Origin of the sequence: Acinetobacter sp. UBA3461 (assembly GCF_002381195.1) — a bacterium.
Taxonomy (GTDB): Bacteria; Pseudomonadota; Gammaproteobacteria; order Pseudomonadales; family Moraxellaceae; genus Acinetobacter; species Acinetobacter schindleri.
This window is the reverse complement of the sequence record NZ_DFRO01000041.1, coordinates 22,977-38,926: the sequence shown is the minus strand read 5'-3', so window position 1 is coordinate 38,926 and position 15,950 is coordinate 22,977. Positions and strand designations below refer to the sequence as shown.

Genomic DNA, 15,950 nt, shown 5'->3' with positions numbered 1-15,950 from the left:
GCGCTTATCTTTCGTTTGCCTTTCTATAGTTGTTTGTCATGACTACCAATACTCAAATCACTGAAGATCGTATCCTGATTTTGGATTTCGGTTCTCAATATAGCCAATTGATTGCACGTCGCGTACGTGAGTCTGGCGTATATTCTGAAATGTTTGCCTATGACATGTCTGAAGAAGACATTCGTGCATTTAATCCAAACGGTATCATCTTGTCAGGTGGTCCTGAGAGCGTTCACGAAGAAGGCAGCCCGCGTGCGCCAGAAGTTGTGTTCAACTTGGGCATTCCTGTATTGGGTATTTGCTACGGTCTGCAAACCATGTCTGCACAACTTGGCGGTAAGGTTGAGCCAGGTACAGTACATGAATTTGGCTATGCAGAAGTAGACATTCAAATCCGTGATGGTCTTATTGGCGATCTTGAAGATTCAGCAGACAAATTGAAAGTCTGGATGAGCCACGGTGACAAAGTGACTCAAATTCCAGAAGGCTTCCAGATTACTGCCAGTACACCAAGCTGTCCGGTCGCAATGGTGTCTGATGAAAAACGCCGTTTCTATGGTATTCAGTTCCACCCGGAAGTCACTCATACTGCCAAAGGTAAAGAGTTACTGTCTAACTTCGTTCACAATATCTGTGGTTGCCGTAGCCTGTGGAACTCTGAAAACATTATCGACCTTCGTGTTGAACAGCTTCGTGAACAGATTGGTGATCAAAAAGTACTGCTCGGTCTTTCAGGCGGTGTAGATTCATCAGTTGTTGCGGCACTTTTACACCGTGCAATTGGTGATCAATTGACATGTGTATTCGTGGACAATGGTTTACTTCGTCTGAATGAAGGCGACCAGGTTATGGACATGTTTGCGAAAAACATGGGTATCCGTGTCATTCGTGCTGATGCTGAAGAGCGTTTCTTGACTGCACTTGCGGGTGAAGTTGATCCAGAGAAAAAACGTAAAATCATCGGCCGTGAATTCATCGAAGTATTTGCTGAAGAAGCACGTAAGCTTGATGGCGTAAACTTCCTGGCTCAAGGTACGATTTATCCTGACGTGATCGAATCTGCTGCAAGCAAACAGGGTAAAGCACACGTGATTAAATCACACCACAACGTGGGTGGTTTACCAGAGGATCTAGCATTTGAACTGGTTGAACCAATTCGTGACCTGTTCAAAGATGAAGTACGTAAATTGGGTACCACTTTAGGTCTTCCATTTGAAATGCTTTATCGTCACCCATTCCCAGGTCCGGGTCTAGGTGTTCGTATTCTTGGTGAAGTGAAAAAAGAATATGCTGACATTCTCCGTTTGGCAGATGACATTTTCATGCAAGAACTTCGTGCTAGCGGTTGGTATGACAAAACTGCGCAAGCATTCGCTGTATTCCAGCCTGTTAAATCTGTTGGTGTTGTAGGTGATGGTCGTCGTTATGCATGGGTCATTGCACTTCGTGCAGTTGAAACTGTTGACTTCATGACAGCTCGTTTTGCTCACCTTCCATACGAGCTGGTAGATAAAATCTCGACTCGTATCATGAACGAAATTGCTGAAGTTTCTCGTGTGGTTTATGACGTATCGTCTAAACCACCTGCGACGATTGAATGGGAGTAATTTAGGGGTTTCAAGAAGCGAAGCTTCTTGCCTAAATTACGCCATGAGCAAGGTTAAAAGCACTGCTTTTAACTTTGCGCAAGATACGCGCGGCAGTATCTGAAAAATGATATATCAATAAAAAGGACGCCTAGGCGTCCTTTTTTATGTTTATGATGAATAAAAATAAAACTTTATACAGAAAAATATGTCATTGCCTAGCTATCATCAACTGATGCTGCCTTTCATGAAGCTATTGTTTAAGTTAAATGAGCCTATAAAAATTTCAGATGCGGCAAATATATGAGCTGAATGCTTAAATCTATTAAAAGAGGTACTCAATCAAATACTTCCAAGTAAAAAGAGTATTTTAAAAATAGAGTTTCTTTTAGAGATACAAATTGAACGTAACTTTCATATTTATAAAATCGATCAAGACCGTTTCGATGAAGATATCTTTTAACTAGGTTCCTACGATTTTAATTGCCCGATCCTTATTCCATGAGCCTTGTGACAGCAGTACGACATTAGGACTGGTTAAAGGGTCATAGTGCTCTACTCGATTCCGTCCGTTGGCCTTGGCCTGATACAGCGCAATATCCGCCTGTTTAATTACGGTATACAGGTCCGTTTCACAGGTTTCCAAGATCGCCGCACCCACTGAAATGGTGAATTTTAAGGACTGAACTTGATCAAGAAACACTTCGGTCTGTTCAATGCGCTGCCTTAAACACTCGGCAATTTTTAGAGCATCATCCAGATGCGTATCAGGAAGCAGGGCAATAAACTCTTCCCCGCCGTAGCGCGCCAGAATATCAGTATTTCGCATTTCACTTTGAGCTGTTTTCGCAATGATTTGCAGTACCTGGTCGCCAATATCATGACCATAGTTATCATTAATCTTTTTAAAATGATCGACGTCAAAGACGATTAATGAACTAGGACTCGGTGTTCCTTCTTCAAGCGTATGTGTTAGATGTTGCTGAGCCAAATATTCAAAAAAGCGGCGATTATTTAATCCTGTTAGGGAATCGGTATGCGCCATATGCTCAAAAGCCTGACGGTTATATTCGTTCAAGGTATGTTGTAAAAATACAATCCGAGATTTAAGCGTTGAATTCCAGCTGATATAGATACTAAAACTTAGCACCGGCAAATAAATCAGAGAAAACAGAACCAGCTGTTGCAGATCACCTTTAACATTGAAATACACACCAATATAGATCATGAGGGTAATCAGGGCCGAGATGGTCAGGGAAGGTCTGAAACGGATATGTACACTTAAATTTGCCAGAACGATAAAGACCAGAGAGGAATATTGATAGATCAGGTTATAAGGACTTTCTGACTGATTTAAATTAAAAAACCAGACCGCACTGGCACCAATAATCGAAGTGGGTAGCAATAGATCAAAGAGTGGTAAATTCCGGCTATGCTGGTACATCCAGACCGTGATCAGGGTCATGACTGAGGTAAAACCCAGTTTGGTTACAAGCAACAGGGTGTGGACGTCACGCAGTACATAAATATCCGCAAGGGTATAGGAAGCATAAGCAAACTGTGCAAACAGATTCACCTGAAGCAGATATCTCAGATGCAGCTTTTTCTGATGAGAATAATAGGCAGATTTTAATGGCTGAGGAATACACACCAGAGGATCTTTAAGCGCCTGCTGAATCAGAAGGCGTGACTCCTTATGATATTCCTGTGGCATTCAGCCTTCCCCATAAAAAATAAAATTTTTTATATATTAAGTTTTGTATAAATTTTATTCTATTCCTTAAAAATTTACTTTAAAAGTAGTCATCTAGAATAAATATTTTCGGTTACAAAAAAGGGAGAGTGAGTACAAAGCAAAAAATGAGATAGGCTGGATTTACTGTCTATGCGTTTAAATTACTTCTATGACTGTTCATAAGTTAATATATTTTTCAGTATAAAAATTCTGTAGATCAGATTGAAACGGTGAACTCATATCTGGACGATACACTTCAATCCGGTTACGTCCACTCTTCTTGGCGGCATAAAGCGCCACATCCGCTTTTTTAATCAGATCATCCAGATCCTGAGTATGGGACTCCAGCTCAGCAATACCAATCGAAACTGTAAATTTCAGTATCAACTCAGGCCGGGCATAGAGATACTGCTGCTGAATCGAATTACGAATGCGCTCGGCAATTACCAAAGCATCTTGCAACTGTGTATCGGACAGCAAAATAATAAACTCCTCACCACCAAAACGTGCCAGTACATCACTATGGCGCATTTCCTTACGCGCTGTATCTGCAATTAACTGTAGTACCCGATCCCCGACATCATGCCCATAACTATCATTGATTTGCTTGAAATGGTCCACATCAAACATTAGCAGACAGGTGCTTGAATATCTTGGCCAGTCATGAATACAGTTTTCTGCCAGATTAACAAAATGCCGGCGGTTATAGAGCTGAGTCAGTTCATCAGTATGGGCGAGATTACGCACCATATGGTAGTTCCATTCATCTAACAAAGTACGGATAAATGCACGACGGGTATGCAGGATATTATTCCAGTTAAAATACAGGCTAAACAGCAACACTGGGCTGAACACGACCATAAAGATAAAAGCTTCCGATAACGTCATTAGCTGCGTCATTGCTATCAGGACCAGCAGGCTGATCAGGATTGAACAATATAGTGCAGCCCTAAATTGAACCTTGATGCAGAGATTGGCAATTAGAATAAAAATGGATGCAGCATACAAGTAATTTTCTACATGTAGGCTGGTAGAAGAGAGCAGGAGCAGGATCCATACTCCAGCACAAAGCGTAGTCCCTATCGGCAGGATCAGATCGAGCAAGCGAATGTTCTGGCTGTATTGAAATAACAGTTCACAGACGATCCAGAAAACTAAGACCAAAATCACCCGAGTAAACCCAGAAACCATCATCAGGTCGGGGATGATAAAGATATCGGCAAAGAAATATAGCAGGAACACCAACTGCGCCAGTAAGTGGATCTGACGCAGACTATGGTAGTTATGCCGGTACAGATAGTCGTAAAAATGAGGTAGAAATTGCACAGGAATACGGGCGTGCCGATCCACAAGTGCATCTTCTAGCACTTGACGGTTCTTCAGGTCATTCTCGGAAGGTTGCAGCTGTTCCGAAGAATGCCGATTAAGACTCTGCAAGGAAGCCTGCATATTTGCATGCATCCTGCCATCGGCAATCGTCATTTTTCAATCCATTAAAAATTCGCACATATTATGAGCAAATTTTGGGGTCAGGAATCTATGGTTAAACGGATAGATTGCGACGCATGGAGAAGGAAAAAGTAACAAAACATTTTTTCTGCGAAAGGAGAAAGCCAAAACTTAGGTATTATTGAATTAATTATTTGATTTAATTTATAAAAAATTTAAATATAAGCCTGTTTCACGTGAAACAGTCCGAGATAATTGTTTGTTGCAGTATGTGTAAACCTCACCTTATTAAAATGAAAAATGCTAAAAAAGGTTTGGGTGATCTTTAACTAGTTGCGACCTCGAATTTTAAAGATAGATTCAAGATTCTGAGTACCCATGAAAACAAGAAATCAGGTCAAGTACAGATCAGACCGTTGAAGTTAAAGATTGTTGCAAATATGACAAGCACAATCCTGAAAGTAGCACTCTTTTTACCGATCTGAATTGCTATGATCTTTTGACCCAGCCGAGTGAGCCAGAACATGTCGAATAATAATGATATCGAACTTTTCAATTCAGATGATTGTACAAAATACGTCAATCAGTTCATTGCAGAATTTCCATTACGCCGTGCTGAAATTGGTCAAGGAACAGTGATCAAGCGTGCGTTACCAAGCCGGCATAAACGGATGATCGGGGCATGGTGTTTTCTGGATCATGCCGGACCTGCTTATTTCCCGCAAGGGGATGGCCTGGATGTAGGACCACATCCACATATTGGTCTGCAGACTTTTACCTGGATGATCGAAGGTACCATGATGCATCGTGACAGTCTGGGCAGTGCGCAGTTGCTACGTCCGCGTCAGGTCAATCTGATGACGGCTGGTTATGGCATTTCCCATTCTGAAGTTGCACCTGAAACAGAAACTAAAATGCATGCCGCACAGCTCTGGATCGCTTTGCCAGATGATATGGTCAATATGGCACCCGCGTTTGATCATTATCCGGAATTGCCTGTGGTTGAGGATCAAGGCATTGAGTTCACGGTACTGGTCGGGGAATATCTTAAGGCTATATCACCAGTGAAGGTACATAGCGAACTGCTCGGGGTGGACCTGTATGCAGCAGACAGTACCCAAGCCGTATTACCGCTTCATCTAAAATTTGAATATGGTTTTCTGGCACTGGAAGGGACGGCCAGTATCAACGGACATGAACTGACTGAAGATAATATGGTGATTCTGGAACCGGGGCTGGAACAGGTACATGTCGAGATTCATGCCGGAAGCCGTGTACTGTTGCTGGGGGGCGAACCTTTTGAAAGCCCGATTTTACTGTGGTGGAACTTTGTTGGCCGCACGACTGAAGAATTGAAAATGGCACGTGAGCAATGGATTGCAGAACATGAGCGATTTGGCTCGATTCCTGCCTACGAGGGACCACGACTTGAAGCCCCTGCTTTCCCGGGCCATATGCGTCCTTCAAAATAAATGGATCACCATAAAATAAGGAAGAAGAAATAGCCATGCTTGCAAGTGCTCGTGTACATAGTCTGGAAACACCATGGCAGGGACAAATTAGTCATGGCAATCACCAATATCTGACGGATAAGCCGGAAGCTTTTGGTGGTCAGGATCGTGGTCCCGCACCTTATAATTTTCTGCTGGCAGGCTTGATTTCCTGCACCATGATTAGCTTGCGTATGTATGCCAGCCATAAAGATCTGGAGCTGGGGGAGTTTCAGGTTGAAGCCGATTTCTTTGCCAATCGGGAAGGGCAGGAATGGATTGAACGACGTTTAAGTTTTCAAAATCCGTTAGATGAAACATTGCGGCAAAAAATTCTGGAAATTTGTCAAAAAACACCAGTGACCAAAACTTTGCTAAGGAGTCTGGAGATTCGAACTACATTACTTTGATCTCGCCATATGTAAAGAAGACTGATTGAAATGTAATATAATTCGTAAAGCATTTCACCGGAACCAGACACTTTTTGTTATGCTGAAGCGGCAATAACACGACAATAACAAAAGAGTCTAACATGCGTATCCTACACCATCTTGAGCAGTCCCGATCGTTCCGTATTTTATGGGCATTGGAGGAATTGGGGCTAGATTATGAAATCAAGTTCCATAAACGGCTGCCTAACTTTTCTGCCCCTTCAGAGTTGAAGATGATCCATCCATTGGGGAAGGCGCCGATCCTGATTGATGGTGATCAGGTGCTGGTAGAATCTGCGGTAATCTTACAATATTTGCAGGAAACTTATGATGTGGGTATGGAGTTTCAGCCGCTCAATTCTACTACCAAACAGCAGTACCGGTACTGGATGCATTATGCCGAAGGCTCACTGATGCCGTTGCTGGTTATGCATCTGGTCATGAATTCCGTTGAGAAGCACACACCATTTTTGCTGCGTCCTATGGCGCGACAGATTACCAGTGGAATTAAAAGTAAATTTGTACAGCCGCGTCTTAAAGATCATATTCAATATCTGGAAGACTACCTGAGCGAGCATGAATATTTTGCCGGTCGATTTAGTTTTGCTGATATTCAGATGAGTTTCCCATTAGATGCCATTCAGACCCGTACGGGTAAACGTTATCCGGCGATTGAAGCCTATCTGGAACGCTTATCTCATCGTCCCGCCTATTTCCGGGCCATGTCCAAAGAAGAAGTATTGAGTTAACAAGCCATTAAAAATAAAGGTGCCAAAAGGCACCTTTTTATTGGGATAAAGTTTCAATCAGTCCGGAAAGCTCAAGCGTTCTTTCGGGAAAATCACTTTAAAAGTAGAGCCCTGATTTTCACGAGAATCAATTTTTAACTGTGCCTGATGCTGCATCAGTACATGTTTTACAATCGCGAGTCCAAGACCTGTACCGCCAGTACGTCGGCTACGGTCAGAATCGACGCGATAGAACCGTTCAGTCAGACGCGGCACGTGTTTCGGGTCAATCCCGATCCCGGTATCTTCCACCACAAAGTAAGCCGATTCACCATCATCATGCCAGCCCATGGTGACCGTACCGCCTTTTGGCGTGTATTTAATCGCATTGGTGATCAGGTTGCTGAAAGCACTGGCAATTTCCATATCGGAACCAATCAGATCACAATGACTGTCAATATCCAGGTTCAGCGTATGACCATAATCCACGTTATAGGCCTGAGCATCATCAAATAGCTGGTTCATCAGATTGGGCATGTCGATAATCTGATTCTTGGCAATATTTTCGTCATTTTCCAGACGAGACAATAGTAACAAGTCATTGACCAAGGCATTCATACGCCGGGTCTGGGATTGCATCTGGTCAAAGGCACGTTTCCAGCGTGGACTGATATCTTCCTGATCTGTAAAGGTTTCGATATAACCACTGAGCACTGTTAAAGGTGTGCGTAATTCATGCGAGATGTTATCTACAAAGTCTTTGCGCATCTGTTCCAGATTATGCATCCGGGTCACATCATAAGCGACCAAGAGACGGCTTTCACCCCCAAAGCGGGTCATCTTGACCTGTACATAATGGTCTTCAAAGATCGACGATTGCATCTTGAGACCGTCAGGCGCATCATCAATATGATGATAATAATCAACGAAATTTGGCTGAGAGAGTAAACTCAGAATATTACGGCTTTTATCTTCAGCACTGATGCCGAGCAGACGTTCAGCTGCGGGATTCCACCATTCAATCTGCTGATTTTCATCGATCAGTACCACGGCTTCCTGTAGCGCGCCTAGAGAAGACTGGGCACGATCAATCAGCTCGACCATTTCCGCCTGTACAATGCGTTCCTGACGCTGGGCCTGATAGACATTAAAGAGCAGGGCACCCCAGATGCCATTGATCTTGGGTGGTACGTCATAAGGACGATTGGAAATCCAGTCATTGACCAGATACAGGGAACGGATTTGTGTGACAAAAAATGCTACAAAAGCCAGTACGATACAGACCCAGAAATACCCGATCCCGAAACCAATCAGGCTACCGATCAACAGGAAAAAGGCCAGAAGGCGTAAATCCTGCTTGGCAAAATCCCATAAGCTATTGGAGCTTGGCAATTTATGCCCACGGGCCATTTCAGGAACAGGGTAGGGTTTATACATAAAGCAGGATTTACCTAAGTCAAATTATCCGAGTGCAACATCAATACGGGTCGAAAAGCGATAGCCGGTTCCGCGTACAGTCTGTACAAAACGGTCAGCGCCATATGGCTCCAGCACTTTGCGCAGGCGTCGGATATGCACGTCAATGGTTCGGTCTTCAATATACACATTGCCACCCCAAACCTGATCCAGGAGCTGGGCACGGGTATAGGCACGTTCTGGATGGGTCATGAAGAAGGCCAGCAGGCGGTATTCAGTCGGCCCCATATCCAGAATAGTATCATTAAAGCTGACACGCTGGCTTGCAGGATCAAGTAACAGGCCATTGGCTTCAATACTTTTTTCACCATTCAGGCTATTGGTACGGCGCAGTACGGCTTTGATACGGGATACCAGTTCACGGGTAGAAAATGGCTTGGTCATGTAGTCATCTGCACCGGCATCCAGACCTTGAACCTTATGATCTTCTTCGCCTCGTGCAGTGAGCATAATGACTGGAATTTCTAACAGGGTTTCATCGCGTTTCAGGCGACGGCATAAGTCTACACCGCTCACTCCACCGGGCATCATCCAGTCCAGCAGGATCAAGGCTGGACGCTGATCCACAATCATTTGATGAGCCTGTTTGGCATCTTCTGCTTCTAAACAATTGAAGCCAGCCATATCCAGTGCCGTATGGATCATTTCCCGAATTGGAAGCTCATCATCGACGATTAAAATGTAGTCATCTTTCACAGCGCATTTCCTATAAGTCAACGGTGGACCGTTTTATATTTATGACGAGCCTATTACAAAGATTAATTATGACAGTATCATTGCAGAAAGGGATATTTGCCCTGCTTTCGCAAAGATTTGTGACAATTTAAGTTGCTTGATAAAGGAAAAATATCTGTAATAACAATTGATTGAAAAATAGAAAATAAATTAAGAAATAATTGCGCTAAACCTTATTTCTTATCTGAAAAAGATTCAAAAAGTGCCAAAAATACAATACTGCACGAGGACAAGACCTCCTCCATGGACTGTTTAAAACCGCTCATGACCCAACGAATGGCAATCTGGGTGACATAACCATTTAAGCCCGTGGATACCAGAGAAATTTCCTGTGCGGAACGGCTCAGGTTCGGCATCATCAGCATGACAAAGGCCTGAATCATGCGATCAAAACGGCCCATGGTTTCGTGAATGGTGGCCTGATTATGCAGTTCCTGTACCAGCATGGCATCGATATAAATGATCCGGGCCATACGTGGATTATCGCGCAATGTAGTGAGCAGGGCAGTCAGACCAGCTTCGATCATCTTTTTAGGATCAGAGGAAGCCTGCATCATGGCTTGCATGACATTTTGCTGCAATTCATCAATCAGTTTTAGAAAAATAGTTTGAAACAGATGCTCACTTTTCTTAAACGATTCATAGAAATAGCGTTCGGTCAGCTTGGCTTCAGTACAGATATCTTTGACGGTTACAGAAAAAAAGCCATGCGTGCCATAAGCTTGAATACCAGCTTCAATCAGCTTTTCCCGGCGTGCCTGCTGGCGTTCAGCCATAGACAGTCCCTTAAACTGACGTTCCTTTGTCATCGTTTTTTGTTGTTTTTCCACAGGAATTGCCGAATTGGTCATAGAATGATTAAGCTCATAAGCACCGAAATTTTGAATATCTTACCAATAAATTGCATTTAGACCTATGTTCTTGATCACTAACCTAGATTGTCCTGAACAGATAAGTCATCATGATTGACAATGAGTATTGTCAAAACTATATTGAAGAGAATTGCTGCATGAAGCACGACAGAACAAGAAATGCTGTCTGGGCAGGCAGTTTCATCAATAAGGGAAACTTATGAAAAATTTTAATAATAAAGTTGCAGCGATTACCGGTGCAGGTTCGGGCATTGGTCAGCAGTTGGCTGTACTTTTGGCGAAACAGGGCTGTCATCTGGCATTAAGTGATGTGAATGAACAAGGTTTACTTAAAACACTTGAACTGATTAAAGACACTGGCGTGCGTGCCACCCTCGACAAGGTCAACGTTGCCGATTTGGAAGAAGTCCGTGCATGGGCGGAAAAAGTCGAGCAGGATCATGGCAGTATCAACATGATCTTCAATAATGCAGGGGTTGCTTTGGGATCAACAGTGGAAGGTGCATCCTATGACGAACTCGAGTGGATTGTCGGAATCAACTTCTGGGGCGTGGTGTATGGCACCAAAGAATTCTTGCCACGCATTAAAAAGACCGGCGATGGTCATGTGGTGAATATTTCGAGTTTATTTGGACTGACTGCACAGCCAACCCAGTCTGCCTACAATGCCACCAAGTTTGCAGTGCGTGGTTTTACTGAGTCTTTACGTCAAGAATTGGATATTGAAAATTGTGGTGTAAGCGCGCTCTGCGTACATCCGGGGGGAATTCGTACTAATATTGCCAATGCGGCCAAAATGAATGACAGCCTCAGGGCTTTAGGGATGAGCCCTGAAAAGTCTGCGCGTAGCTTCAATAAATTATTGCGTTGTCCGCCTGAAGAAGCAGCGCGTCAGATTTTGGAGGCCGTTCAAAAAGACAAACGCCGTTTATTGATTGGTAATGATGCCAAAGCGATTGATTTAATCCAACGTATTTTGCCAACGGGGTATCAGAAGGTCACAGCTTTTGCCACTAAGTTAGGTAAATCTAAGAAATCAGCTTAAATTATTAAAAGTTATGAAATTAAAGTCCGCTTCTGCGGACTTTTAATATTTAAATTTAAGAAATGAAAGACTAGCAATAATTTTTTCTTTCTGTCCTCTATAGAAAATAAAATAGTAATTCAAACTAATCTTTTTTATAAAGGCTGATCTAAAAGGCTATAGCCGTATTGGGTTAAGTCACTAGATACTGGTTTACTGGACGTTTCAGACCCAGATTTTCACGCAGAGTGCTGCCTTCATATTCAGTCCGGAACAGGCCGCGGCGTTGTAGCTCCGGTACAATGAAATTGACGAAGTCATCCAGGCCGGCAGGTGTTGTTGGTGGTAACACATTGAAGCCGTCTGCAGCTTCATTTTCGAACCATTCCTGTAACTGATCGACCACCTGTTCAGGTGTACCAATCAATGTCCAGTGACCACGGGCAGAAGCAATATATTCGTATAACTGACGAATACTAAAGTGATGCTTCGCTGTAATCTCAAGCATCGCTGACGGCTGAACTTGATCTCCATATTTTCTCTAGGGAAAGGTGCATCCAGATCATAGGGTGAAAGATCAATATCGCCGGCTAAACCTGAGAGTAAGCCCAGGCCGACATCCGGGTGGATCAGGTTATTGAGCAATGCATATTTCGCTGCCAGTTCACGCCCATCTTCAGACTGACCTGCCTGCAGAATTACCGGATAGCCTTGTGGTGGACGAGAGACATTCAGTGCGCCTTGGACATTAAAATATTTTCCTTGATGAAGCGGTTCATGCTGTTTAGCGGCCTCAAAAAAATGACCACTTTCTTTATGGTAGAAGAAGGCATCATCTTCCTAGGAGTTCCAGAGTTTCTGCACAACTTCAATAAATTCATCCGCACGTTGATAACGGACTTTCATAACGGACTTTGGCATCTGGATGTGCACTAAAACCAAAGTTATGCGCAGTTTCAGTAGAGATAGTCGTCACAACATTCCATGCAGCGCGTCCCTTACTGATATGGTCTAAAGAGGCATATTTACGTGCTAATAGATAGGGTTCTTCATAGGTGGTTGATGCAGTGGCAATAAAGCCAATATTTTTGGTGACTGCTGAAATAGCTGCAAATAAGGTCACGGGTTCAAACCCAACAACTTTGTCACTATAACCTACATTTTTATTATGTTTAGAAGCGCCATGACTCCAGTTAACAGCTAAACCATCGGCAAGAAAATAAGCATCAAATAGACCACGTTCAGCAGTCTTTGCTAGTTCAATTGCATAATCAAGGCTTCAATGATCTTGAGGCTGGGACGCTGGATGCCGCCAACCTGCTGCATGTTGCGATGTCGTTGGAATGAAGGCACCCAGTTTAATTTGTCGTTGAGCCATGCTGAAATCCTGTTGTTATCCTGTATTTCAACAGGTTTATAACAAGGAATAATCGAGTTTAAAAATACGATAAAATTAAATCCTTATAATGAATATGGGATAAACATAAGGACGAGATGTATTTACTTCAAAAATAGATAAGTTTTGAATTTATACATACTTAAGCTACTGTTAAATCAGCGCTTCAATGGTTTTCTTTTTCCAGACAAACTGGTAATACAAGCCTTGCATGATGCACAGGCAGACAAAAGCCAAGGCATAGCCATACCAGATGCCTTGCAGCCCCCACCAATGGCTGAATAGATAAGCTGCCGGAACTTCAATTGCGATGATGGCGATAATATTGATAATCATCGGTACGGTCACTGTACCGCTGGCTCGCATAATTGAAGCAAAAATCGCACTGGCACCAAAGAACAGAATTGACCAAAGCACAATAAATAGCAGCTGCTGACCCAACACCACCACTTGCGGATCGGTAATAAACAGAGCCATCAGATATTTCGAGAACAGATAGGCCAATACCACCAGACTACCTGTAAACAGGATATTCATACTCAGGGCGGTGCGCGTCACTTTATTGAGTAAGTCATTTTTACCAGCACCAATTGCTTGGGCACCAAAAACGGAAGCAGCAATCGCAATGGAAAGTGCAGGGAACTGGATATAATTCAGCACCTGATTTACTGCACCATAAGCTGCTGTAGCTTCCGCACCATAACGGTTGACCAGACCGACAATCACCAAACCGGCAGCTGAAGTAGTAATCATCTGAACACCGGTAGGAATGCCCAAGCGCAGAATAATTTTGCTTAAGCCGGGATGATGACGGATATGCTTGAGTAAAGCCCAATCTAGCTTAAGTGGATGTTGTTTATAATTTAAATATAGGGCTAAAAATAACAGGACTGCTATGTTACCAAGAATAGTTGCAATAGCAGGCGAGATAATCCCCATTTTCGGGAAACCGAAATAACCGGCAATCAGAACAGGTGTCACCACCAGACCAACTCCAATCGTCAGGGCTGAGGCAAATAAGGCCGTCGTGCTGTCACCCACACCACGCAAAATTGAAGTATAAATAATATAAATAAAAATCAGCGGGCTACCCGCAAGCATCCATTGCACATAAGGCAGAGACAGATGCATCACATCGGGATCGGTTCCAAGCAGTAGCAGAATCTTCTCTGCAAAAATCACCCCAAAAAATGCAATCAGGCTACCGCCAATCAGGGTCATAAAAAGGGTAGAACCAATAACACAGCGGACTTTTTCCAGATTTTTTGCTCCCCAAGCCTGTCCTACTAAAACGGTTGAACCTGCGGACAAGCCAATTACAAAAGCCATCAAGCAGAACAGAATTGGGAAAAAAACCGCAACTGCAGCAATGGCATGTACGCCCAGCATTTGCCCCACAAAAATCGTATTAATCGTGCCGGACAAACTTTGCAGGATATTGGTCACAACCAGCGGCAACAGGAAAATAAAAAATGTTTTCCATAGATTTTGCTGCTGAACCAATGCTTGCTGTGCCATAAAACATCCTGTTCTTGATTATTAGAAAGGGAGAAAAAAATAATTATCGGAAATTTGCAGAAAAATAGCCTTAGCTTTTAGGTAACTAAGGCTGAAGCTATGTAAGTCTTTAAATATTTAAATCAAACTTTGGAAAGAATTTCGCCCGCTTGCAGCAAGGTTTGTTCTTTTTTGGCAAAACAGAAACGCAGCAAACGTAAATCTTTTGGTGGCTGTTTATAAAATACTGATACCGGGATCGCCACGATCCCATGTTGATGGGCCAGATACTGACACATAGCAACATCCTCTAAATCTGGTCGAATTTCGCTGTAATCCAGATTCTGGAAGTAAGTCCCCTGTGATGGTGTCCACTGAAAACGTGAATTCTGAATGGATGAATTAAACAAATCGCGTTTGGCCTGATAGAAGGCCGACAGCTGGGGAATATGCTCAGGATGCTGTTGTAAATATTTAGCTAATGCTACTTGTACTGGTGTTACACCACAAAAGCTGGCAAATTGGTATACCTGACGGAACAATTTCATTAAGGCCGGGGTAGCTACACAGAAGCCGGTTTTCCAGCCGGTGACATGGAAGGTCTTGCCAAAAGAGCCAATGACAAAACTGCGTTCACGCAATTCCGGGAAGGAAAGTGCTGAATAATGTTTTACATCATCAAAGACCAGATGTTCATAAACTTCATCAGAGAGCACCACAATATTGCGGTCACGGATCAGTTCAATCAGCTGTTGCCAATCCGCTTTAGACCAGACACTTCCAGTAGGATTATGCGGGGTATTTACAATAATCATGCGGGTGCGATCATTAATCGCATCCTTAACCTGGCTCCAGTCCACTGAAAAATCCGGATGTCCGAGTGCGATATGAATCGGTTTAGCCCCTAAAACCTGTACCGTCGGCGCATAACTGTCATAACTCGGGTCAAAAATAATGACTTCTTCATCTGCACGCACTACAGCCTGAATTGCGCAGAAGATTGCAATCGTTGCGCCAGGTGTAATGGTAATTTCCTGAGCTGGATCTAGTGATAATTGATCACGCTGTAAATATAAATCAGCGACCAAAGCGCGTAATAAAGGTAAACCATCTCCAGGTGCATACTGGTTAAAACCGGATGTGCTTGCTCGTCCTAAAGCTTCAATTAAATCGGGTGGTGCAGGGAAATCGGGAAATCCCTGTGAAAGATTCAATGCCCCGAGTTGCTGAGCAAGGGCAGACATGGTACTGAAAATCGTCACGCCCAAGTCAGGCAGTTTGGACTGGAGATCAAGCATGTCACAACGCTCTTTTGATTGATATAAGCATAAAGTGTAGCAGTAACGATTCTGCTCTGTGAGCACAAATAACAGAAATCGTTAGTCATTTTGTCAATAAAATATTAAAAGATTAAAACCTTAATGAAAGAGCTGATGAGCAATAAATTAATGGTCAAATCATGTGAAATAAAAAGCATGATGGACGTATAGGGGGCAATTTTCATAAAATCAGCTGCATAATATTCCTTAAA

The 15,950-nt window shown here is 43.1% G+C and carries 14 protein-coding genes and 1 pseudogene; 6 read left to right on the top strand and 9 right to left on the bottom strand.

The features are described from left to right. Window positions 1–38 precede the first annotated feature (38 nt). A complete protein-coding gene (gene guaA, locus B3D47_RS11445; protein ID WP_004895334.1) occupies window positions 39–1,607 on the top strand; it encodes a glutamine-hydrolyzing GMP synthase in 1,569 nt (522 codons plus the stop codon). A gap of 346 nt (window positions 1,608–1,953) precedes the next feature. Further along, a pseudogene (locus B3D47_RS14805) lies at window positions 1,954–2,049 on the top strand (restriction endonuclease); the annotation flags it as partial. Here B3D47_RS14805 and B3D47_RS11440 read toward each other — a convergent pair. Both B3D47_RS11440 and B3D47_RS11435 read right to left on the bottom strand, forming a co-directional pair. Continuing rightward, window positions 2,050–3,300: a GGDEF domain-containing protein gene (locus tag B3D47_RS11440; protein WP_286862103.1), complete on the bottom strand. Its 1,251-nt coding sequence runs from the start codon at window positions 3,298–3,300 to the stop codon at window positions 2,050–2,052. It lies immediately after the preceding pseudogene. A 198-nt stretch (window positions 3,301–3,498) separates the two neighbouring features. Then, a complete protein-coding gene (locus B3D47_RS11435; protein ID WP_286862102.1) occupies window positions 3,499–4,803 on the bottom strand; it encodes a GGDEF domain-containing protein in 1,305 nt (434 codons plus the stop codon). 491 nt (window positions 4,804–5,294) lie between these two features. Here B3D47_RS11435 and B3D47_RS11430 point away from each other — a divergent pair, with 491 nt between their 5' ends. The 3 genes from B3D47_RS11430 to B3D47_RS11420 all read left to right on the top strand — a co-directional run bounded on the left by B3D47_RS11430 (window position 5,295) and on the right by B3D47_RS11420 (window position 7,440). Beyond that, window positions 5,295–6,242 carry a pirin family protein gene (locus B3D47_RS11430; RefSeq protein WP_286862100.1) on the top strand — a complete coding sequence of 316 codons (948 nt, stop codon included), beginning with the start codon at window positions 5,295–5,297 and terminating at the stop codon, window positions 6,240–6,242. A gap of 29 nt (window positions 6,243–6,271) precedes the next feature. Next, window positions 6,272–6,670 (top strand): OsmC family protein, encoded by a 399-nt coding sequence (locus B3D47_RS11425; protein ID WP_286862124.1) that lies wholly within the window; start codon window positions 6,272–6,274, stop codon window positions 6,668–6,670. Window positions 6,671–6,792: 122 nt separating this feature from the next. After that, window positions 6,793–7,440, top strand: coding sequence for a glutathione S-transferase (locus B3D47_RS11420; protein ID WP_004814206.1), 648 nt, complete (start codon window positions 6,793–6,795; stop codon window positions 7,438–7,440). Between the two features lie 57 nt (window positions 7,441–7,497). Here B3D47_RS11420 and phoR read toward each other — a convergent pair whose 3' ends face one another. The 3 genes from phoR to B3D47_RS11405 all read right to left on the bottom strand — a co-directional run bounded on the left by phoR (window position 7,498) and on the right by B3D47_RS11405 (window position 10,481). Continuing rightward, the gene (gene phoR / locus B3D47_RS11415; protein WP_004814208.1) at window positions 7,498–8,856 is read right to left on the bottom strand and encodes a phosphate regulon sensor histidine kinase PhoR; all 1,359 of its coding nucleotides are present in this window, start codon (window positions 8,854–8,856) and stop codon (window positions 7,498–7,500) included. Window positions 8,857–8,880: 24 nt separating this feature from the next. After that, a complete protein-coding gene (phoB, locus tag B3D47_RS11410; protein WP_005220310.1) occupies window positions 8,881–9,591 on the bottom strand; it encodes a phosphate regulon transcriptional regulator PhoB in 711 nt (236 codons plus the stop codon). Window positions 9,592–9,803: 212 nt separating this feature from the next. After that, the gene (locus tag B3D47_RS11405) at window positions 9,804–10,481 is read right to left on the bottom strand and encodes a TetR/AcrR family transcriptional regulator (RefSeq protein WP_103800693.1); all 678 of its coding nucleotides are present in this window, start codon (window positions 10,479–10,481) and stop codon (window positions 9,804–9,806) included. A 220-nt stretch (window positions 10,482–10,701) separates the two neighbouring features. Between B3D47_RS11405 and B3D47_RS11400 the strand changes: the two genes are divergently transcribed. Further along, window positions 10,702–11,547: an SDR family NAD(P)-dependent oxidoreductase gene (locus tag B3D47_RS11400; protein WP_004814214.1), complete on the top strand. Its 846-nt coding sequence runs from the start codon at window positions 10,702–10,704 to the stop codon at window positions 11,545–11,547. Between the two features lie 172 nt (window positions 11,548–11,719). On the opposite strand, the gene B3D47_RS11395 is transcribed toward B3D47_RS11400, so the two are convergent. The 4 genes from B3D47_RS11395 to B3D47_RS11380 all read right to left on the bottom strand — a co-directional run bounded on the left by B3D47_RS11395 (window position 11,720) and on the right by B3D47_RS11380 (window position 15,717). Further along, a complete protein-coding gene (locus B3D47_RS11395; protein ID WP_286862095.1) occupies window positions 11,720–12,034 on the bottom strand; it encodes a nitrilotriacetate monooxygenase in 315 nt (104 codons plus the stop codon). A gap of 369 nt (window positions 12,035–12,403) precedes the next feature. Beyond that, entirely contained in the window at window positions 12,404–12,790 is a 387-nt protein-coding gene (locus B3D47_RS11390) for an LLM class flavin-dependent oxidoreductase (RefSeq protein ID WP_286862122.1), read from the bottom strand. 285 nt (window positions 12,791–13,075) lie between these two features. After that, the gene (locus tag B3D47_RS11385; RefSeq protein WP_004895320.1) at window positions 13,076–14,440 is read right to left on the bottom strand and encodes an MATE family efflux transporter; all 1,365 of its coding nucleotides are present in this window, start codon (window positions 14,438–14,440) and stop codon (window positions 13,076–13,078) included. Between the two features lie 122 nt (window positions 14,441–14,562). Next, window positions 14,563–15,717, bottom strand: a complete 1,155-nt coding sequence (locus tag B3D47_RS11380) for a methionine aminotransferase (RefSeq protein ID WP_286862092.1) — start codon at window positions 15,715–15,717, stop codon at window positions 14,563–14,565. Between the last annotated feature and the right edge of the window lie 233 nt (window positions 15,718–15,950).

Excerpts from the sequence above, each read along its gene's own strand:
- guaA (WP_004895334.1), top strand. The coding sequence starts at position 39 with ATGACTACCAATACTCAAATCACTGAAGATCGTATCCTGATTTTGGAT.
- B3D47_RS11440 (WP_286862103.1), bottom strand. The coding sequence starts at position 3,300 with ATGCCACAGGAATATCATAAGGAGTCACGCCTTCTGATTCAGCAGGCG.
- B3D47_RS11435 (WP_286862102.1), bottom strand. The coding sequence starts at position 4,803 with ATGACGATTGCCGATGGCAGGATGCATGCAAATATGCAGGCTTCCTTG.
- B3D47_RS11430 (WP_286862100.1), top strand. The coding sequence starts at position 5,295 with ATGTCGAATAATAATGATATCGAACTTTTCAATTCAGATGATTGTACA.
- B3D47_RS11420 (WP_004814206.1), top strand. The coding sequence starts at position 6,793 with ATGCGTATCCTACACCATCTTGAGCAGTCCCGATCGTTCCGTATTTTA.
- phoR (WP_004814208.1), bottom strand. The coding sequence starts at position 8,856 with ATGTATAAACCCTACCCTGTTCCTGAAATGGCCCGTGGGCATAAATTG.
- B3D47_RS11405 (WP_103800693.1), bottom strand. The coding sequence starts at position 10,481 with ATGACCAATTCGGCAATTCCTGTGGAAAAACAACAAAAAACGATGACA.
- B3D47_RS11400 (WP_004814214.1), top strand. The coding sequence starts at position 10,702 with ATGAAAAATTTTAATAATAAAGTTGCAGCGATTACCGGTGCAGGTTCG.
- B3D47_RS11395 (WP_286862095.1), bottom strand. The coding sequence starts at position 12,034 with ATGCTTGAGATTACAGCGAAGCATCACTTTAGTATTCGTCAGTTATAC.
- B3D47_RS11385 (WP_004895320.1), bottom strand. The coding sequence starts at position 14,440 with ATGGCACAGCAAGCATTGGTTCAGCAGCAAAATCTATGGAAAACATTT.
- B3D47_RS11380 (WP_286862092.1), bottom strand. The coding sequence starts at position 15,717 with ATGCTTGATCTCCAGTCCAAACTGCCTGACTTGGGCGTGACGATTTTC.